This window comes from Clavibacter michiganensis, from assembly GCF_021216655.1.
In the GTDB taxonomy this organism is placed as follows: Bacteria; Actinomycetota; Actinomycetes; order Actinomycetales; family Microbacteriaceae; genus Clavibacter; species Clavibacter michiganensis.
In genome coordinates, this window is sequence record NZ_CP080437.1 from 1,121,204 (window position 1) to 1,137,386 (window position 16,183).

Annotated in this window: 14 protein-coding genes; 6 read left to right on the forward strand and 8 right to left on the reverse strand. The window is 73.9% G+C overall.

Going from position 1 to position 16,183, the window contains the following annotated elements; translation table 11 throughout:
• Positions 1-4: 4 nt before the first annotated feature.
• The 3 genes from K0V08_RS05200 to K0V08_RS05210 are packed head-to-tail and all read right to left on the reverse strand — an operon-like array spanning position 5 to position 5,420.
• Positions 5-496, reverse strand: a complete 492-nt coding sequence (locus K0V08_RS05200) for a peptide deformylase (protein WP_012038565.1) — start codon at positions 494-496, stop codon at positions 5-7.
• A gap of 34 nt (positions 497-530) precedes the next feature.
• Positions 531-2,003, reverse strand: a complete 1,473-nt coding sequence (locus K0V08_RS05205; protein WP_012038566.1) for a mycothione reductase — start codon at positions 2,001-2,003, stop codon at positions 531-533.
• Positions 2,004-2,018: 15 nt separating this feature from the next.
• On the reverse strand, positions 2,019-5,420 hold the full coding sequence (locus tag K0V08_RS05210) for a pyruvate carboxylase (RefSeq protein ID WP_079533456.1): 3,402 nt from the start codon (positions 5,418-5,420) through the stop codon (positions 2,019-2,021).
• A gap of 78 nt (positions 5,421-5,498) precedes the next feature.
• Here K0V08_RS05210 and K0V08_RS05215 point away from each other — a divergent pair, with 78 nt between their 5' ends.
• Entirely contained in the window at positions 5,499-6,311 is an 813-nt protein-coding gene (locus tag K0V08_RS05215; RefSeq protein WP_012038568.1) for a ParA family protein, read from the forward strand.
• Positions 6,312-6,504: 193 nt separating this feature from the next.
• Here K0V08_RS05215 and K0V08_RS05220 read toward each other — a convergent pair whose 3' ends face one another.
• The 4 genes from K0V08_RS05220 to K0V08_RS05235 all read right to left on the reverse strand — a co-directional run bounded on the left by K0V08_RS05220 (position 6,505) and on the right by K0V08_RS05235 (position 10,200).
• Entirely contained in the window at positions 6,505-7,047 is a 543-nt protein-coding gene (locus tag K0V08_RS05220) for a MerR family transcriptional regulator (protein ID WP_012038569.1), read from the reverse strand.
• Positions 7,048-7,542: 495 nt separating this feature from the next.
• Complete coding sequence (gene ftsR, locus K0V08_RS05225; protein ID WP_079533458.1) at positions 7,543-8,244, reverse strand: transcriptional regulator FtsR; 702 nt, start codon at positions 8,242-8,244, stop codon at positions 7,543-7,545.
• Entirely contained in the window at positions 8,244-8,726 is a 483-nt protein-coding gene (locus tag K0V08_RS05230; RefSeq protein ID WP_012038571.1) for an FHA domain-containing protein, read from the reverse strand. Before K0V08_RS05230 ends, ftsR begins: the two co-directional genes overlap by 1 nt.
• A gap of 88 nt (positions 8,727-8,814) precedes the next feature.
• Positions 8,815-10,200 carry a C4-dicarboxylate transporter DctA gene (locus K0V08_RS05235; protein WP_012038572.1) on the reverse strand — a complete coding sequence of 462 codons (1,386 nt, stop codon included), beginning with the start codon at positions 10,198-10,200 and terminating at the stop codon, positions 8,815-8,817.
• Positions 10,201-10,341: 141 nt separating this feature from the next.
• Between K0V08_RS05235 and K0V08_RS05240 the strand changes: the two genes are divergently transcribed.
• From K0V08_RS05240 to K0V08_RS05260, 5 genes are all read left to right on the forward strand, one after another.
• Positions 10,342-12,096: a sensor histidine kinase gene (locus tag K0V08_RS05240; protein ID WP_174240266.1), complete on the forward strand. Its 1,755-nt coding sequence runs from the start codon at positions 10,342-10,344 to the stop codon at positions 12,094-12,096.
• On the forward strand, positions 12,093-12,797 hold the full coding sequence (locus tag K0V08_RS05245) for a response regulator (RefSeq protein ID WP_012038574.1): 705 nt from the start codon (positions 12,093-12,095) through the stop codon (positions 12,795-12,797). The genes K0V08_RS05240 and K0V08_RS05245 overlap by 4 nt, the downstream gene beginning before the upstream one ends.
• Before the next feature lie 93 nt (positions 12,798-12,890).
• Positions 12,891-13,937 (forward strand): M4 family metallopeptidase, encoded by a 1,047-nt coding sequence (locus K0V08_RS05250; protein ID WP_079533460.1) that lies wholly within the window; start codon positions 12,891-12,893, stop codon positions 13,935-13,937.
• On the forward strand, positions 13,938-14,219 hold the full coding sequence (locus K0V08_RS05255) for a protealysin inhibitor emfourin (RefSeq protein ID WP_012038576.1): 282 nt from the start codon (positions 13,938-13,940) through the stop codon (positions 14,217-14,219).
• Positions 14,216-15,076, forward strand: a complete 861-nt coding sequence (locus K0V08_RS05260; RefSeq protein WP_012038577.1) for a DUF3097 domain-containing protein — start codon at positions 14,216-14,218, stop codon at positions 15,074-15,076. Before K0V08_RS05255 ends, K0V08_RS05260 begins: the two co-directional genes overlap by 4 nt.
• Positions 15,077-15,099: 23 nt before the next feature.
• Here K0V08_RS05260 and K0V08_RS05265 read toward each other — a convergent pair whose 3' ends face one another.
• Positions 15,100-16,173 (reverse strand): LacI family DNA-binding transcriptional regulator, encoded by a 1,074-nt coding sequence (locus tag K0V08_RS05265; RefSeq protein WP_012038578.1) that lies wholly within the window; start codon positions 16,171-16,173, stop codon positions 15,100-15,102.
• Between the last annotated feature and the right edge of the window lie 10 nt (positions 16,174-16,183).

Below are 16,183 nucleotides of genomic sequence, written 5' to 3' on the forward strand. Positions count from 1 at the left end.
CGGCTCAGAACCAGTCGGACTCGCGCACCTGCTTCATGGCCTCGCGGCGGCGCTGCTTGTCGAGCCGGTCGAGGTACACCAGGCCGTCGAGGTGGTCGACCTCGTGCTGGAAGGCCTGGGCGAGCACGCCCGTGCCCTCGATGCGGACGGGCTTCCCCTCGAGGTCGATGCCGGTGATCACGGCCTCGGGGTGGCGCATGGTGGGGAACCAGAGGCCGGGCACCGAGAGGCAGCCCTCGTCGACGAGGACGGCCTCGCCGCGCAGCTCCTCGATCACGGGGTTCAGGACGTAGCCGAACGCCGGACCCACGTTGTAGCTGAATGCGCGGAGGTTGACGCCGATCTGCGCGGCGGCCACCCCGGCGCGGCCGTCGGGCCGGACGCTGTCGAGGAGGTCCTCGACCAGGGCGCGCACGCCATCGTCGATCTCGTGGATCTCCGAGGAGACGGTCTTCAGCACCGGATCGCCGAACAGGCGGATCTGTCGTTCAGTCATTCTCTGCTTCCGTGGGTCCTGGGCGGGCGGCGGGTCAGGATCGACCGGCCCCCGCGGGCGCGTCGCCCTGGCCATTCTCCCGTGCCCAGGCGGCCACCGCGGACTCGGCGGCGAGCAGCGCGTTCTCGACGATCTCCGTCACCGCCGGGTGCGGCCAGTACTGCGCCCGGGCGAGGCCCGTCACCGGGTGGCCGAGGCTGGCGGCCATGAGGAGCGGCTGGATCAGCGCCGCCGAGTCCGAGCCGATGATGTGCGCGCCGAGGATGGTGCCGCCGTCGCGCGGATCCACCACGAGCTTGCAGAACGACGTCGTGTCCTCCAGCGCCCAGCCCCACGCGGTGGACGAATAGGGCTGCTCGATCGTGACGACGGGTCCGGCCTCGCGGGCCTCCGCCTCCGTGAGCCCGAACGAGCCGATCTGCGGGCGCGAGAAGACCGCCTGCGGCACGGGCCCGGGCGCCCCGCCGATCAGGTCGTCCGGGTGCAGCAGGTTGTGCTGCACGACGCGCGCCTGGTGGTTGGCGACGTGCTTCAGCTGGTGGTCGGCGCTGATGTCGCCGAGCGCGAAGACGCCGGGCACCGGCTCGCCGCCCGCGAGGACGCGCTGCCGGTCGTCGACCACGACGCGGCCGTCCTCGTGCAGGTCGTAGCCCGCGTTCGCGACGGCGAGCGTGTCGGTGTTGGGGACGCGGCCGAGCGCGACGAGCACGGCCTCCGTCTCGACCAGGTGACCGGAGGCGAGTCGCGAGCGGAGCACGTCGCCGTCGCGCTCGATCTCCTCCACCTCGCAGTCGGTGATGACGTCCCACTGCGTGCGTGCGAGCGTCGTGAAGCGCGTCGAGACGTCGGCGTCGAGGTTGCCGAGCAGGTGCGCGGAGCGGGCGACCTGCGTCACGTGCACCCCGAGGTGGCTGAACACGTGCGCGAACTCGGCCGCGACGTAGCCGCCGCCCACGACGAGGAGCGAGGCGGGGAGCTGGGCGATGCGCATGATCGAGTCGGAGTCGTGGATGTCGGGGTCGGGCGCGTAGACCGCCTGCAGCGGCCGGGGCCGGGAGCCGGCCGCGAGGACGATCCGGTCGGCGGTGATCCGCTGGCCGCTCGCCGACACGAGCACGCCCGGCGCCTCGAAGCCGACGCTCTCGCGCAGCAGCGTGACGTTCCCCATGCCGCTCTCGCGCCACTCGCGCCCGCCCTCGCTGATCGCGTCGATGCGGCCGAAGACACGCGCGCTGATCGCGGGCCAGTCCACGGCGTCCACCGACGCGCGGATGCCGAGGGCCGCGCCGTCGCGGGTCTCCGCGGCGACGTCCGCCACGTGCACGAGCATCTTCGTGGGGATGCAGCCGGCGTTGAGGCACGTCCCGCCGAAGTGCTCGCCGTCGTCGACGAGCAGCACGCGCTGGTCGCCGAAGCGCTCGTCGACGATCGAGTTGCCGGATCCGGCCCCCACGATCACGAGGTCGTAGCGCTCGTCCTGCTGCGGGTCCTGCGGGCTGTCGGTCATCTCGTGGCTCATCTCCTAGGGCTCGACGACGACGAGCAGGTCGCCCGCGTCGACCTGCTGCGTGGTCGGCACCGCGAGGCGCGCCACGCGTCCCGCGACGGGCGACGTGATGGCCGCCTCCATCTTCATCGCCTCGATGGACGCGACGGGCTGGCCGGCGGCGACGACCTGGCCCTCCTCCACCTTCAGCGTGACGACGCCGGAGAACGGCGCCGACACGTGCCCGGGCTTCGCGGGGTCACCGCGTTCGGCGGCGGTCGTGGTCACGGCGATGCCGCGGTCTCGGACGAAGACGGGGCGGAGCTGTCCGTTCATGACGACCATGACGGTCCGCATCCCCGACTCGTCCGCGTCACCCACGGCCTCGAGGCCGATGAGGACCTCGACGCCCCGGCTGATCCGCACCGCGTGCTCCTGCCCCGGGCGGAGGCCGTGCAGGTAGTCGTCGGTGTCGAGCACGGAGAGGTCGCCGAAGAGCTCGCGGATGGTCTCGAACTGCTCCGTCGGCTGCGGGAACAGGAGGTGGTTGAGCGTGCGCCGCCGCTCGACGCCGGGCACGCGCAGCGCGGCGCGGTCCTCGGCGGAGACGGGCGTGACGCCGATGCGCACGTCGCGTCCCTGGAGGACCCGGGTGCGGAACGGCTCCGGCCAGCCGCCGGGCAGGTCGCCCAGCTCGCCCGCCATGAAGCCGACCACCGAGTCGGGGATGTCGTAGTCCTGCGGGTTGCGCTCGAAGTCGGCCGGGTCGGCCTTCGCGGCCGCGAGCTGTAGGGCGAGGTCGCCGACCACCTTGGACGACGGCGTGACCTTGGGGATGCGGCCGAGGATCCGGTCGGCGGCGGCGTACATGTCCTCGATGAGCTCGAAGTCGTCGGCGAGGCCGAGCGCGATCGCCTGCTGGCGGAGGTTCGAGAGCTGCCCCCCGGGGATCTCGTGCCGGTACACGCGCCCGGTCGGGCCCGCGAGCCCGGACTCGAACGGCCGGTACAGGCGGCGGACCGCCTCCCAGTACGGCTCGAGGTCGCTGACCGCGTCGAGCGAGAGGCCCGTGTCGCGCTCGGTGTCCGCGAGGGCGGCGACGAGCGCGGACGCCGACGGCTGGCTCGTGGTGCCCGACATGGGCGCGCTCGCGACGTCGACCGCGTCGGCCCCGGCGCGGCTGGCCGCGAGCAGGGTCGCGAGCTGGCCGCCCGCCGTGTCGTGGGTGTGCACGTGGACGGGGAGGTCGAACTCGCGGCGGAGCGCGGTGACGAGGCGCTCGGCGGCCGCGGGGCGGAGGAGCCCGGCCATGTCCTTGATCGCGAGGACGTGCGCGCCCGCGGCGACGCTCCGCTCCGCCAAGCCGAGGTAGTAGTCGAGCGTGTAGAGGTCCTCGGCGGGATCCAGCAGGTTGCCCGTGTAGCAGAGGGCGACCTCGGCCACCGTGGTGCCGGTGGCGAGCACGGAGTCGATCGCGGGGCGCATGCGCTCGACGTCGTTGAGCGCGTCGAAGATGCGGAACACGTCGACGCCGGTCGCGGCGGCCTCCTGCACGAACGCGTCGGTGACCTCCGTCGGGTACGGCGTGTAGCCCACCGTGTTGGCGCCGCGCAGCAGCATCTGGATCGCGACGTTCGGCAGCGCCTCGCGCAGCGACGCGAGCCGCTCCCACGGATCCTCGCCGAGGAAGCGCAGCGCCACGTCGTAGGTGGCGCCGCCCCAGGCCTCGACGGAGAGGAGCTCGGGCGTCGTGCGCGCGACGTACGGGGCGACGGCCACGAGGTCGCGGGTGCGCACGCGCGTCGCGAGCAGCGATTGGTGCGCGTCACGGAACGTCGTCTCCGTGACCGCGAGGGCGGTCTGCGCACGGAGGGCGTCGGCGAAGCCGCGGGGTCCGAGCTCGAGGAGCCGCTGGCGGGATCCCGCGGGCGCCGGCTGCCGGAGGTCGACGTCGGGCAGCTTGTCGACGGGCCGCACGACCGCGGTGCGCGGCCCGTTCGGCTGGTTGACGGTGACGTCGGCGAGCCAGTTGAGGATCTTCGTCCCGCGGTCCTTCGACACGTTGCTGCGCACGAGCCCCGGCCGCTCGTCGATGAAGGAGGTGCTGATGTCGCCCGCCTGGAAGTCGGGGTCGTCGAGCACACCCTGGAGGAAGGGGATGTTCGTGGAGACGCCGCGGATCCGGAACTCGGCCAGGGCGCGCTTGGCCCGCGTGACGGCGGCCGGGAAGTCGCGCCCGCGGCAGGTGAGCTTCGCGAGCATCGAGTCGAAGTGCGGGCTGATCTGCGCGCCGGTCGCGACCGTGCCGCCGTCGATGCGGATCCCGCCGCCGCCCGGCGAGCGGTACGTCGTGATCTTGCCCGTGTCCGGGCGGAAGCCCTGCGCCGGGTCCTCGGTCGTGATGCGGCACTGGAGCGCCGCGCCGCGCAGCACGATCGCGTCCTGGCCGAGGCCGAGCTCGGCGAGGGTCTCCCCCGCCGCGATGCGCATCTGCGACTGCACGAGGTCGACGTCCGTCACCTCCTCGGTCACGGTGTGCTCGACCTGGATGCGCGGGTTCATCTCGATGAAGACGTGCTGCCCGGCGCGCGGCCCGTCGGTGTCGAGCAGGAACTCGACCGTGCCGGCGTTGACGTAGCCGATGCTCCGGGCGAACGCGATCGCGTGGGCGTGCATGGCGTCGCGGATCGCGGGGTCCAGGTTCGGCGCGGGCGCGATCTCCACGACCTTCTGGTGCCGGCGCTGCACCGAGCAGTCGCGCTCGAAGAGGTGCACGGTCTCCCCCGTGGCGTCGGCGAGGATCTGCACCTCGATGTGCCGCGGCCGGAGCACCGCCTGCTCGAGGAACATGGTCGGGTCGCCGAACGCGCTGTCCGCCTCGCGCATCGCGGCCCGGAGCGCGTCCTCGAGGTCCTCCGCGCGCTCGACGCGCCGCATGCCGCGGCCGCCGCCGCCCGCGACGGCCTTCGCGAAGATCGGGAAGCCGATCCCCTCCGCCTGCTCGAGCAGCAGCTCCACGTCGGTCGACGGCGGCGTCGACGCGAGGACCGGCACGCCGGCCGCGGTCGCGTGCTCCTTGGCCGTGACCTTGTTGCCAGCCATCTCGAGCACCCCGGCGGAGGGGCCGATGAAGACGATGCCGTTGTCGGCGGCCGCGCGCGCGAGGTCGGGGTTCTCGGAGAGGAACCCGTAGCCCGGGTAGATGGCGTCGGCGCCGCACTGGAGCGCCACGCGGATGATCTCGTCGACGTCGAGGTACGCCCGGACGGGGTGGCCCTCCTCGCCGATGAGGTACGCCTCGTCCGCCTTCAGCCGGTGCAGCGAGTGCCGGTCCTCGTGCGGGTAGACGGCGACCGTGCGGGCGCCCAGCTCGACGGCGGCCCGGAACGCGCGGATCGCGATCTCCCCGCGGTTGGCGACGAGGATCTTCTCGAACATGGCGGGGCCTTCCGTCGAGAGGGGCTTCGGGACCCCGCGTTTAGGTCTTCCCAGAGTATCGACGGTAGCCTCTCCCACGTGCATGTACTGAGCGTCAGCTCCCTCAAGGGGGGCGTGGGAAAGACCACAGTGACCCTGGGACTGGCGTCCGCCGCCTTCTCCCGCGGTTTGAGGACCCTCGTGGTCGACCTCGACCCGCAGGCGGACGTGTCGACGGGCATGGACATCCAGGTCGCCGGCCACCTCAACGTCGCCGACGTGCTGGCCTCCCCCAAGGAGAAGATCGTCCGCGCGGCCATCGCGCCCAGCGGCTGGACCAAGGGCCGCCCCGGGACCATCGACGTCATGATCGGCAGCCCGTCCGCCATCAACTTCGACGGCCCGCACCCCAGCATCCGCGACATCTGGAAGCTCGAGGAGGCGCTCGCCAACGTCGAGGCCGACTACGACCTCGTGCTCATCGACTGCGCGCCCTCCCTCAACGCCCTCACGCGCACCGCGTGGGCGGCGAGCGACCGCGTCACCGTCGTCACCGAGCCCGGCCTCTTCTCGGTCGCCGCCGCGGACCGCGCGCTCCGCGCCATCGAGGAGATCCGCCGCGGCCTCTCCCCGCGCCTGCAGCCCCTCGGCATCATCGTCAACCGCGCCCGTGTGCAGTCGCTCGAGCACCAGTTCCGCATCAAGGAGCTCCGCGACATGTTCGGCCCGCTGGTGCTGAGCCCGCAGCTGCCCGAGCGCACCTCGCTCCAGCAGGCGCAGGGCGCCGCGAAGCCGCTCCATGTGTGGCCCGGCGAGAGCGCGCAGGAGATGGCGCGCAACTTCGACCAGCTCCTCGAGCGCATCATGCGCACGGCGAAGATCGGCGACTACGCGGAGAACGCCGCGCGCTGATCCGCTCGCTCCCCGGACGCCGCCCCTGCTCGAGGGGCGGCGTCCGTCGTCTGAGGCGCATACGCCCGGGCCCATGTCGGATGAGGGCGTGAGCGCGTGCCGGTGAGGGGAGCGACGCCGCTGCGCGCCGCGCACGGCGGACGGGCCCCGCTGCCCCTGGAGGGGCGCCGGCGGGTGGAGCGGGCGCTCGGGTCTAGGACGCCTTGACGGCGCGGCGGGCCGCGAGCTCGTCGGTGGGATCCACGGTCTGCGTGTCGATCTCGACGAGGGAGTGCTCGACCTCGCGGAGGACCTTGCCGACGGCTATGCCGAAGACGCCCTGGCCGCGGCTCACGAGGTCGATGACCTCGTCGTTGCTGGTGCAGAGGTAGACGCTGGCGCCGTCGCTCATGAGCGTGGTCTGCGCGAGGTCGACGACGCCGGACTCGCGGAGCTGGTTCACGGCGGTGCGGATCTGCTGCAGGGAGATGCCGGTGTCGAGGAGGCGCTTCACGAGCTTGAGGACGAGGATGTCGCGGAAGCCGTAGAGGCGCTGCGTGCCGGAGCCGGAGGCCCCGCGGACGGTGGGCTCGACGAGGCCGGTGCGGGCCCAGTAGTCGAGCTGGCGGTACGTGATCCCCGCTGCCCGGGCGGCGACGGCACCGCGGTATCCGGCGCTCGCGTCCATCTCGGGGAGGCCGTCGGTGAAGAGCAGACCGAGGTCGTAGCGCCCGGAGTCCGGGGTGGAGTCGCTCATCGTTCTGCCTTCCACCCCTCAGCGCTCGCCCCGGTGGGGTTCTCGCGCTGCTCGGGTCGGTTCGTCGGGATCGTGTTCTCACGGTAGCGGGGCCCGCGGGCCCGATCAACGACATCCGGCGGAAGCGCCCGGCGTGTCGCCCCGGCCCTCCGCCGCGCCCCCGTCGGGGGTGCGCATCGACCGGTCCCGACGGGCCCCTCCGACGTGCGGACGGCCCCGTGCGGACACGTCAGCCTACCGGCCGGGTCCGTCCGCGCGAGCCCGATCAGGACGAGAGGCGGCCGAGGGCGGACCACGGCGCCAGCGCGACCTCAGGACGAGCCGCGGCCGAGGGCGGACCACGGCGCCAGCGCGACCTCAGGACGAGCCGCGGCCGAGGGCGGACCACGGCGCCAGCGCGACCTCAGGACGAGCCGCGGCCGAGGGCGGACCACGGCGCCAGCGCGACCTCAGGACGAGCCGCGGCCGAGGGCGGACCACGGCGCCAGCGCGACCTCAGGACGAGAGGCGGCCGAGGGCGGAGCGGATGAGGCTCCCCCGCACGACCTCGAGCTGCGTGGCGATCTCGCGCGCGAGCTCCGCGGCGTGCGCGCGGCTCGACGAGTCGCGTCGGCGGGACACGGGCACCAGGGCCGACTCGATGAGGCTCAGCTCGCGCTCGGCCGCTTGGCGGAAGCCGCGGAGGTGACGCGGCTCGATGCCGGTGCGCTGCAGCTCGACGAGCGCGCGCATCACCTGCACCGCCTCCTCGCCGTACACCTCCGCGGGCATGAGCACGCCGGCCGTGATGGCGTCGCCGAGGAGCGGGGCGGTGGCGCCGGACTCGCGCACGAGCTCGGCCCGGCTGTAGCGGCGCTCCTGGTCGAGCATGGAGACGGTCGGGACGGGCGTGCCGCCGGGGAGGGCGGGCGAGAGCCCGGCGTCGAGGTCGTGCAGGTAGGAGCGGATGACCTTGAGCGGCAGGTAGTGGTCGCGCTGCATCCCGAGGACGGTGCGCAGGCGCTCGACGTCGGCGGGGCTGAACTTGCGGTAGCCGGACTCCGTGCGGGACGGCTGCACCAGACCCTGCTCCTCGAGGAAGCGGAGCTTGCTGTTGGTGAGGTCGGGGAACTCCGGCGTGAGGCGCGCCAGCACCTGCCCGATGCTGAGGAGACCGGGGGTGCGGGCTGGCGTCGACCGGGCGGCGGACGCCGGCACTACTCGTTCGTCCGGCCGACGAGGTCGGTGCGCGACGCGTAGAACGTGAGGCGGAACTTGCCGACCTGCACCTCCGCGCCGTCCTGGAGGAGCGCGGTGTCGATCCGCACGCCGTCGAAGTAGGTGCCGTTCAGCGAGCCGAGGTCCTTGACCTGGAACGACGTGCCCTGTCGGACGAACTCCGCATGGCGGCGCGACACGGTGACGTCGTCGAGGAAGATGTCGGCGTCGGGGTGGCGACCGGCCACGGTCACGTCGGCGTCGAGGAGGAAGCGCGCGCCCTGGTTGGGGCCGCGCCGGACCACGAGGAGGGCGGATCCCGAGGGGAGCGCCGTGACGGCGTCCTTCTCCTCGGCCGAGACGGCGCCGTCGAGACCCGCGAGGGCCGCTCCGAGCTCATCGCGGAAGGTGGCCGTGGTGTCCGTGCTCGTGTACTGCTCGGGCACGCGCGTGGCGCCGTGACCCTCTTCGCGTCCATCCATGGTCGTACCTCCTGTGACCTGACAGCGTAACGGATCGGACACGGCCGGGACCACGGTGGGCGGCACCCGGGCGTGGCCCCGGTCCGGGTCAGCGGGCGGTCCCGCGGGGCTCGTCGCCGAGCTCGCCCGCCCGCGTGACGTCGGCCTCGAGCGCCTCGGCCGGGGCCTCCAGCTCGGTCTCGTGGTCGGTGCCCATGCTCTTCTCGTCGAAGGGGTCGCCGCCGCCGAGGACGAGGGCGACGCGGTCGGCGTCGATGCCGCGGGTCCAGGTGCCGATGAGGAGCGTGGCGACCGCGTTGCCGGTGAAGTTCGTGAGCGCGCGCGCCTCCGACATGAAGCGGTCGATGCCGACGATGAGGCCGACGCCGTCCACCAGGTCGGGGCGGTGCGACTGCAGGCCGCCCGCGAGGGTCGCGAGGCCGGCGCCCGTGACGCCCGCCGCGCCCTTCGACGCGATGATCATGAAGACGAGGAGCGACACCTGCTCGCCGAGGGCCAGGGGGCTGCCGAGCGCGCTGGCGATGAACAGCGACGCCATAGTGAGGTAGATGGCCGTGCCGTCGAGGTTGAACGAGTAGCCCGTGGGGACCGTGATGCCGACGACGGGCTTCGAGACGCCGACGTGCTCCATCTTCGCGATGAGGCGGGGCAGCGCGACCTCGGACGAGGAGGTCGAGACGATGAGGAGGTACTCGCGGCCGAGGTAGCGCATCAGCTTGAAGATGCTGACGCGGGTGACGAACCAGAGGAGCGAGCCGAGGATCACGACGATGAAGAGCGCGCACGTGATGTAGAAGCCGATCATGAGGGTCGCGAGGCTGATGACCGCCTGGAACCCGGTGGCGCCGACGACCGCGGCGATGGCGCCGAACGCGCCGACCGGGGCCACCCACATCACCATGCTGAGGATGCGGAACACGAGGATCTGGATGTTGCGGATCCCCTCCAGCACGGGCTCGCCGCGCTTCCCGAGCTGCTGCAGGGCGAACCCGACGAGGAGCGCCACGAAGAGCGTCTGCAGGATGCTGCCGGACGTGAGCGACGACAGCAGCGAGGTGGGGATGATCGAGAGGAGGAAGTCCGTCTCGCCCGCCGCCTCCGTCGAGCCCTCCGGCGCGCGCAGGCCGCTGAGGTCGAGGCCCTCGCCCGGGTGGATGAGGTTGCCGACCACGAGGCCGATCGCCAGCGCGAACGTCGACATCACGATGAAGTAGAGGAGCGCGAGCCCGCCGACCCGGCCGACCGTGGCGGCCTTCGCGACCGAGCCGACGCCGAGCACGATGGTGCAGAAGATGATGGGCGCGATCATCATCTTGATCAGGGCGACGAACGCGTCGCCGACGGGCTTCAGGGCGACGCCCGTCTCGGGGGCGACGAGCCCGACCGTGATGCCGAGCAGCACCGCGATGATGACGGCGATGTAGAGGTAGTGCTGGCGGTCTAGGCGACGGAGCGCGGCGATGGGGTTGGTCATGGGACGTCCTTGTCTCGTGAGCGGCGCCCGCGCACAGGTGCGCGAGGCGGTCCTCGACAGGATGGCCCACGGGCGGGGGCGCTCCCGCGTTGTGTTCATAATGTTCCTGCCGGGTGCCGGCCGCGGACGCGAGGGGGCAGCATGGCCGGACGCGCGTTCGCCGACCGGCTCCGCCACCCGCTCTCGGGCCTCCGGGTGGGCCTCCCCCGGGGGATCGCCGCGCGCCTCCTCGTGGTGCAGCTCGCGGTCCTGCTCCTCGTCGCGGTCGTGGCCACCGCGGCGCTGTGGGCGGACTCCCGGCAGCGCGCCGAGCAGGCCGCGGCGGATCGGAGCCTGGCGGTCGCGACGACCGTGGCCGACTCGCCGCGGGTGGCGGAGGGGCTGGCGTCGGCGGATCCCACGGCGGCCCTCCTCGACTACTCGCTCGACGTGACGCGCGACACCGGGGTCGACTTCGTCACGATCATGGACCGCGACACCGTGCGCGTGACCCATCCGGACCCGGACGAGATCGGCCGCAGGTACCTCGGCACCACGGGCCCCGCGCTCGCCGGGCGGTCGCTGACCGAGACGTTCACGGGCACGCTGGGGCCGAGCGTGCGCGCGGTCGTCCCCGTGCGCGACGCGGACGGCGGCATCGTCGGGCTGGTCGCGGCCGGCGTCACCGTCGACCGCGTCACCGAGGTGCTCGGCGCGCGCCTCCCCGGGCTCCTCGGCACGGTCGGGGCGCTCGCGCTGCTCCTCGCGGCAGGTGCCGTGCTCCTCAGCAGGTCCCTCGCGCGGACGACGTGGGGGCTGGGGCCCGAGGAGATGGCGCGCATGCTCGCGTACTACGAGTCGGTGCTGCACTCGGTCGGCGAGGGCATCGTGCTCGTCGACCGCGACCGGCGGCTCGTCCTCCACAACGACCAGGCAGCCGAGCTGCTCGACCTCGAGCTGGATCCCGCCACCGGTCCCGTCGAGATCCACGAGCTGGGGATGCCGCCCGCGATCGAACGGCTGCTCGTCGCGGGGACGACGGCGGACGAGGTCGTGCACCTGCCCAGCGGGCGCGTCCTCGTGGTCACGCAGCGGCTTGCGCTGCCCACCGGCCGAACCGGCAGCGCCGCGCGGCTCGGCACGGTGACGACGCTGCGGGACCGGACGGAGATCCAGCGCCTGTCGGGCGAGCTCGCGACCCTTCGCACCCTCTCGGACGCCATGCGGGCGCAGACGCACGAGTTCGCGAACCGGCTGCACACCATCGTGTCGCTCATCGAGCTGGAGCGGCCGCGCGAGGCGCTCGCGCTCGCGGCCGCGGAGCTGGAGACGGACCGGAGGGCGTCGGAGGGCGGGCTGGCGGCGGACGCGGATCCCGTCGTGCGGGCGCTCGTGCGCGGCAAGGCCGCGCAGGCGGCCGAGCGCGGCGTGGCGCTGTCCGTGCGGGTGGCCGACGGCACGGGCGACCCGGGCGTGCCCGCGACGGAGCTCGTGACGATCGTCGGGAACCTCGTCGACAACGCGATCGACGCGGCGGCGGATCCGTCGGTCGCCACGGCGCGCGGGGACGACCGCGGCCGCGTCGAGCTCTCGCTGTCGCGGACCGATGCCGGCGCGCTCGTCGTCGAGGTGGCGGACGACGGACCGGGCGTGGATCCCGCGGTGCGGCCGCGCGTGCTGGAGTTCGGGGTCACGACCAAGGCGGGCGACGCCGGGCCGCGCGGCGTGGGCCTCGCGCTCGTGGCCCGCTCGGCCGCACGGCTCGGCGGACGGGTCGAAGTGGGCGACGCGGATGCTCCGCTGGGCGGGGCGCGCGTACGGGTCGTGCTGCCCGCGGATCCCGCCCACGCCCCCGGAGCGGACCCGGACGACGTGCCCGACGCTGCCGACGCCGGCGACGGCGGGGTGCGCGCGTGATCCGCGTGCTGGTCGTCGACGACGACGCGCTGACCGCCGAGGCCCACGCCCTCTACGTCGGCCGGCTCGACGGGTTCGAGGTGACGGGCGTCGCGCACACGGGCGGCGAGGCGCTGCGGCTCGTCGCGGAGGCCGGGCCCGACGGGATCGACCTCGTGCTGCTCGACATGACGCTGCCCGACATGCACGGCCTCGAGGTCTGCCGCCGGCTGCGGGCGGCCGGGCGTGCGACCGACGTCGTGGCCGTGACCGCGGTGCGGGACCAGGCCGTCGTGCGCAGCTCGGTGACCGCGGGCATCGTGCAGTACCTCATCAAGCCGTTCACGTTCGCGGCGTTCGCGGAGAAGATGGCGGCCTACGTCGGCTACCGCGAGGGGCTCGGGGCGGGCAGCGGGAGCACCACCCAGCTGCAGGTGGACCGGGCGCTCGCGGCGCTGCGCTCCCCCGCGTCGGACGCCCGGCTGCCCAAGGGCATGTCGGCGGAGACCCTCGACCTCGTGCGCGGGATCGCGCGGGGCGACGGCGTGGTGACGGGCGGCGCCGACGGCGTCTCGGCGGCGGAGGTCTCGGGCGCGCTCGACGTGTCGCGCGTGACGGCACGCCGCTACCTGGAGTACCTCGCCGACGTCGGCCAGGTGGAGCGGGTGCCGCGCTACGGGACGCCCGGCCGGCCCGAGCTCGGGTACCGCTGGACGAGCTGACGCACCGTACGGCACACGGCGCCGTCGCGCGAGCCCGGCGCCGGATCCGCTCCCGCCCATGACGATGTCGCCGCCCCGTGCGAGTCTCGGGTCATGAGACGCACCATCCTCCCGCCGTACCTGCTGACCCGCCTCGCCGAGGCCGACCCCGAGCGCATGGCCGCCGCCCGCCAGGCCGCCCGCCGCGCCCTCCGCGACCAGGGACCGCTCATCCACGACCGCCGCGGTCCGGGCGCCGCGCCGGACGCGTCGGCGCTGGCCGGACGGGACCCGTCCGGGATCCACCGCACCATCTCCGACGCCGGCAACCGCGAGGAGCTGCCGGGCCGCACGGTGCGCGTCGAGGGCGCGCCCGACACGGGCGACGCCCAGGTCGACGAGGCCTACGCGGGGCTCGGCGCGACGTACTCCCTCTTCTCCGAGGTCTACGGGCGGGAGTCGCTCGACGACCGCGGCCTGCCGCTGCTCGCGACCGTGCACTACGGCGAGGAGTACGACAACGCGTTCTGGGACGGCACGCGCATGGTCTTCGGCGACGGGGACGGCGAGGTCTTCGCGCCCTTCACCCGCTCGCTCACGGTCATCGGCCACGAGCTGACCCACGGGGTCACCGAGCTCACGCTCGGCCTCGTCTACCAGGGCCAGTCGGGCGCGCTCAACGAGTCGATCTCCGACGTGTTCGGCGTGCTCGTGGAGCAGCACTCGCTCGGGCAGAAGGCCGACGAGGCCACCTGGCTCGTCGGCGCGGAGCTGTTCCTCGAGCGGTCGACGGGCCAGGCGCTCCGCTCGATGAGCGCGCCCGGCACCGCGTACGACGACGACGTGCTGGGGAAGGACCCGCAGCCCGGCCACATGGACGACTACGTGGAGACCCAGGAGGACAACGGCGGCGTCCACATCAACTCCGGGATCCCGAACCGCGCGTTCTTCCTCGCGGCCACGGCGATCGGCGGCGCGGCCTGGGAGGGCGCCGGTCGCGTCTGGTACGACGTGATCGAGTCCGGTGCCGTGCGCGCCGACGCCGACTTCCCGGCGTTCTCCCGCGCCACGATCGACGCGGCGGCGGCGCGGTACGGTGAGGGCGCGTCCGAGGTCGCCGCGGTCCAGGCGGCGTGGGAGGGCGTCGGGATCGAGGTCTAGGTGGAGATCGCCGTGTCGCGCACGGGCGGGGTGGCGGGCATGACCCGCACCTGGTCGGTGCGCGTGGACGACGGCCAGGACGGCGCCGCCGACTGGAGCGCGCTCGTCGACGCCTGCCCGTGGGACGAGCCCGTCGCGTCGACACCCGGCGCGGACCGCTTCGTCTACCTCGTGCGCGCGGGCGACCGCGAGGCGCGCCTCGGCGAGGCCGCGGTCGACGGTGCGTGGCGTCGGCTCGTCGACCGGGTGCGCGACGCGTCCCGTGAGAGCCTCGGAGGATGACCCCGCCCCCCTCCGCTGACGACCGCTACGGACAGGACGTGCTCGCCCCCGGCTGGCGCGGCCCCGCGAAGAAGGCCCCGCGGCCGCAGGACGCGACGCGCGACCTAGTGGTCGAGGAGCTGTCGACCGGGTTCTGCGGTGCGATCGTGCGCGTCGAGTCCGGGATGGTCGTGCTCGAGGACTTCCGCCGGAAGCAGCGCACGTTCCCGCTCGGCGGGTCCTTCCTGCTCGAGGGCGAGCCCGTGGCCCTCCGCGTCCCGCGTGCCGCGCCCGCAGGCCCTGCGCGCACCGCGTCCGGATCGCTCGCGGTCGCCGACCGGCAGGCCCGCGTCGCCCTGCCCAGCCGGATCTTCGTGGAGGGCCGGCACGACGCCGAGCTCGTGGAGAAGGTGTGGGGCGAGGACCTCCGGATCGAGGGCGTCGTCGTCGAGTACCTCGAGGGCGTCGACCACCTCGACGAGGAGCTCGACCGCTTCCGGCCCGGGAAGGGCCGCCGCGTGGGCGTGCTCGTCGACCACCTCGTGCCCGGATCCAAGGAGAGCCGCATCGCCGAGGCCGTCGCGCGCGGGCCGCACCGGGCGCACGCGCTCGTGGTCGGCCACCCCTACGTGGACGTGTGGCAGTCGGTGAAGCCCGGGCGCCTCGGCCTCCGCGAGTGGCCCGTCATCCCCCGGAACGTGGAGTGGAAGCACGGCATCTGCGCCGCGCTGGGCTGGCCGCACGACGAGCAGGCGGACATCGCGCGGGCGTGGCAGCGGATCCTCGGCCAGGTGCGCTCGTACCAGGACCTCGAGCCCGCGCTCCTCGGCCGGGTGGAGCAGCTCATCGACTTCGTGACGGATCCCGCCGGACGCTAGCGCCCGGGCGCGTGCGCCGCGGGTCAGGCGGGTGCCGCCGCCGTGTCGCCCATCCGCACGCGCACCGGCAGCACGACGCTCGCCGGCGCCCGGCCCGCGAGCAGCTCGCCGACCATGCGCCCGGCGCGCACCCCGCGGTCGTGCAGCGGCTGCTCCACGGTCGTGAGCTGGCGCTCGAGCCAGGGCAGATGCGCACCGTCGAAGCCCGTGACGGTGAGGTCCTCCGGCACGCGCAGCCCGCGCGCGGCCGCCGCGCGGATCGCGCTCGCGGCGAGCATGTCGTTCTGGGCGAGGATCGCCGTCGGCCGCGACGGCAGGTCGAGCAGCACGCCCGCGGCCCGCTCCCCCGCCTCCAGGTCGCGCCCGCCCGCCTCGACGCGGACGGCGTCGGGGAAGACGCTCCACGCCGCGCGGAGCCGCTCGCGGATCGTGCGGTTGACGATGTCCTCGAGGTCGCGTCCCACGGGGGTCACGGGGCCGGGCGGGCCGTCCTCCTCGATCCGCGTGGTGCGCATCAGCACGGCGACGTGGCGGTGGCCGAGGGCGCGCACGTGGCGCGCGAGCTCGCCCATGCCGCGGGCGTCGTCGATGTCGACCACGGCCACGCCCTCCCCGTGCGGCCCCTCGACGCCGACCATGGGGATCCGACGCGCGCGGAGCCCGGGCAGGAGCGCGTCCACCTCCTCGCCGCGGGTGAGGAAGACCACGGCGTCGACGGGCATGCCCTCGAGCAGCGGCGCGGATCCCTCGCGAGGCTCGCGCCGTCCCGGCAGCAGCAGCTGACCCACGTCGAGGTCGTCGAGCGCCTCGCTGAGGCCGGCCATGGTCGCGAGCGCGACCGGGTTCTGGAAGGCCCGGCGGATGCTGCCCGCTACGACGACGCCGACGATGCCGGAGCGGCCGCTCTTCAGGGACCTGGCCGTGGGATCCGGCCCCGCGTAGCCGATGCTGGCGGCGGCGCGCAGGATCCGGGCGCGCGTGGCGGGCGTGATCGAGCCGGTGCTGCGGTACGCGAGCGACGCCGTGGAGGTGGAGACGCCCGCGAGGGCGGCCACGTCGGCGAGGGTCACGGAGGTGCGCGGCGAGTTCCTCCTCATGCCGCCCACC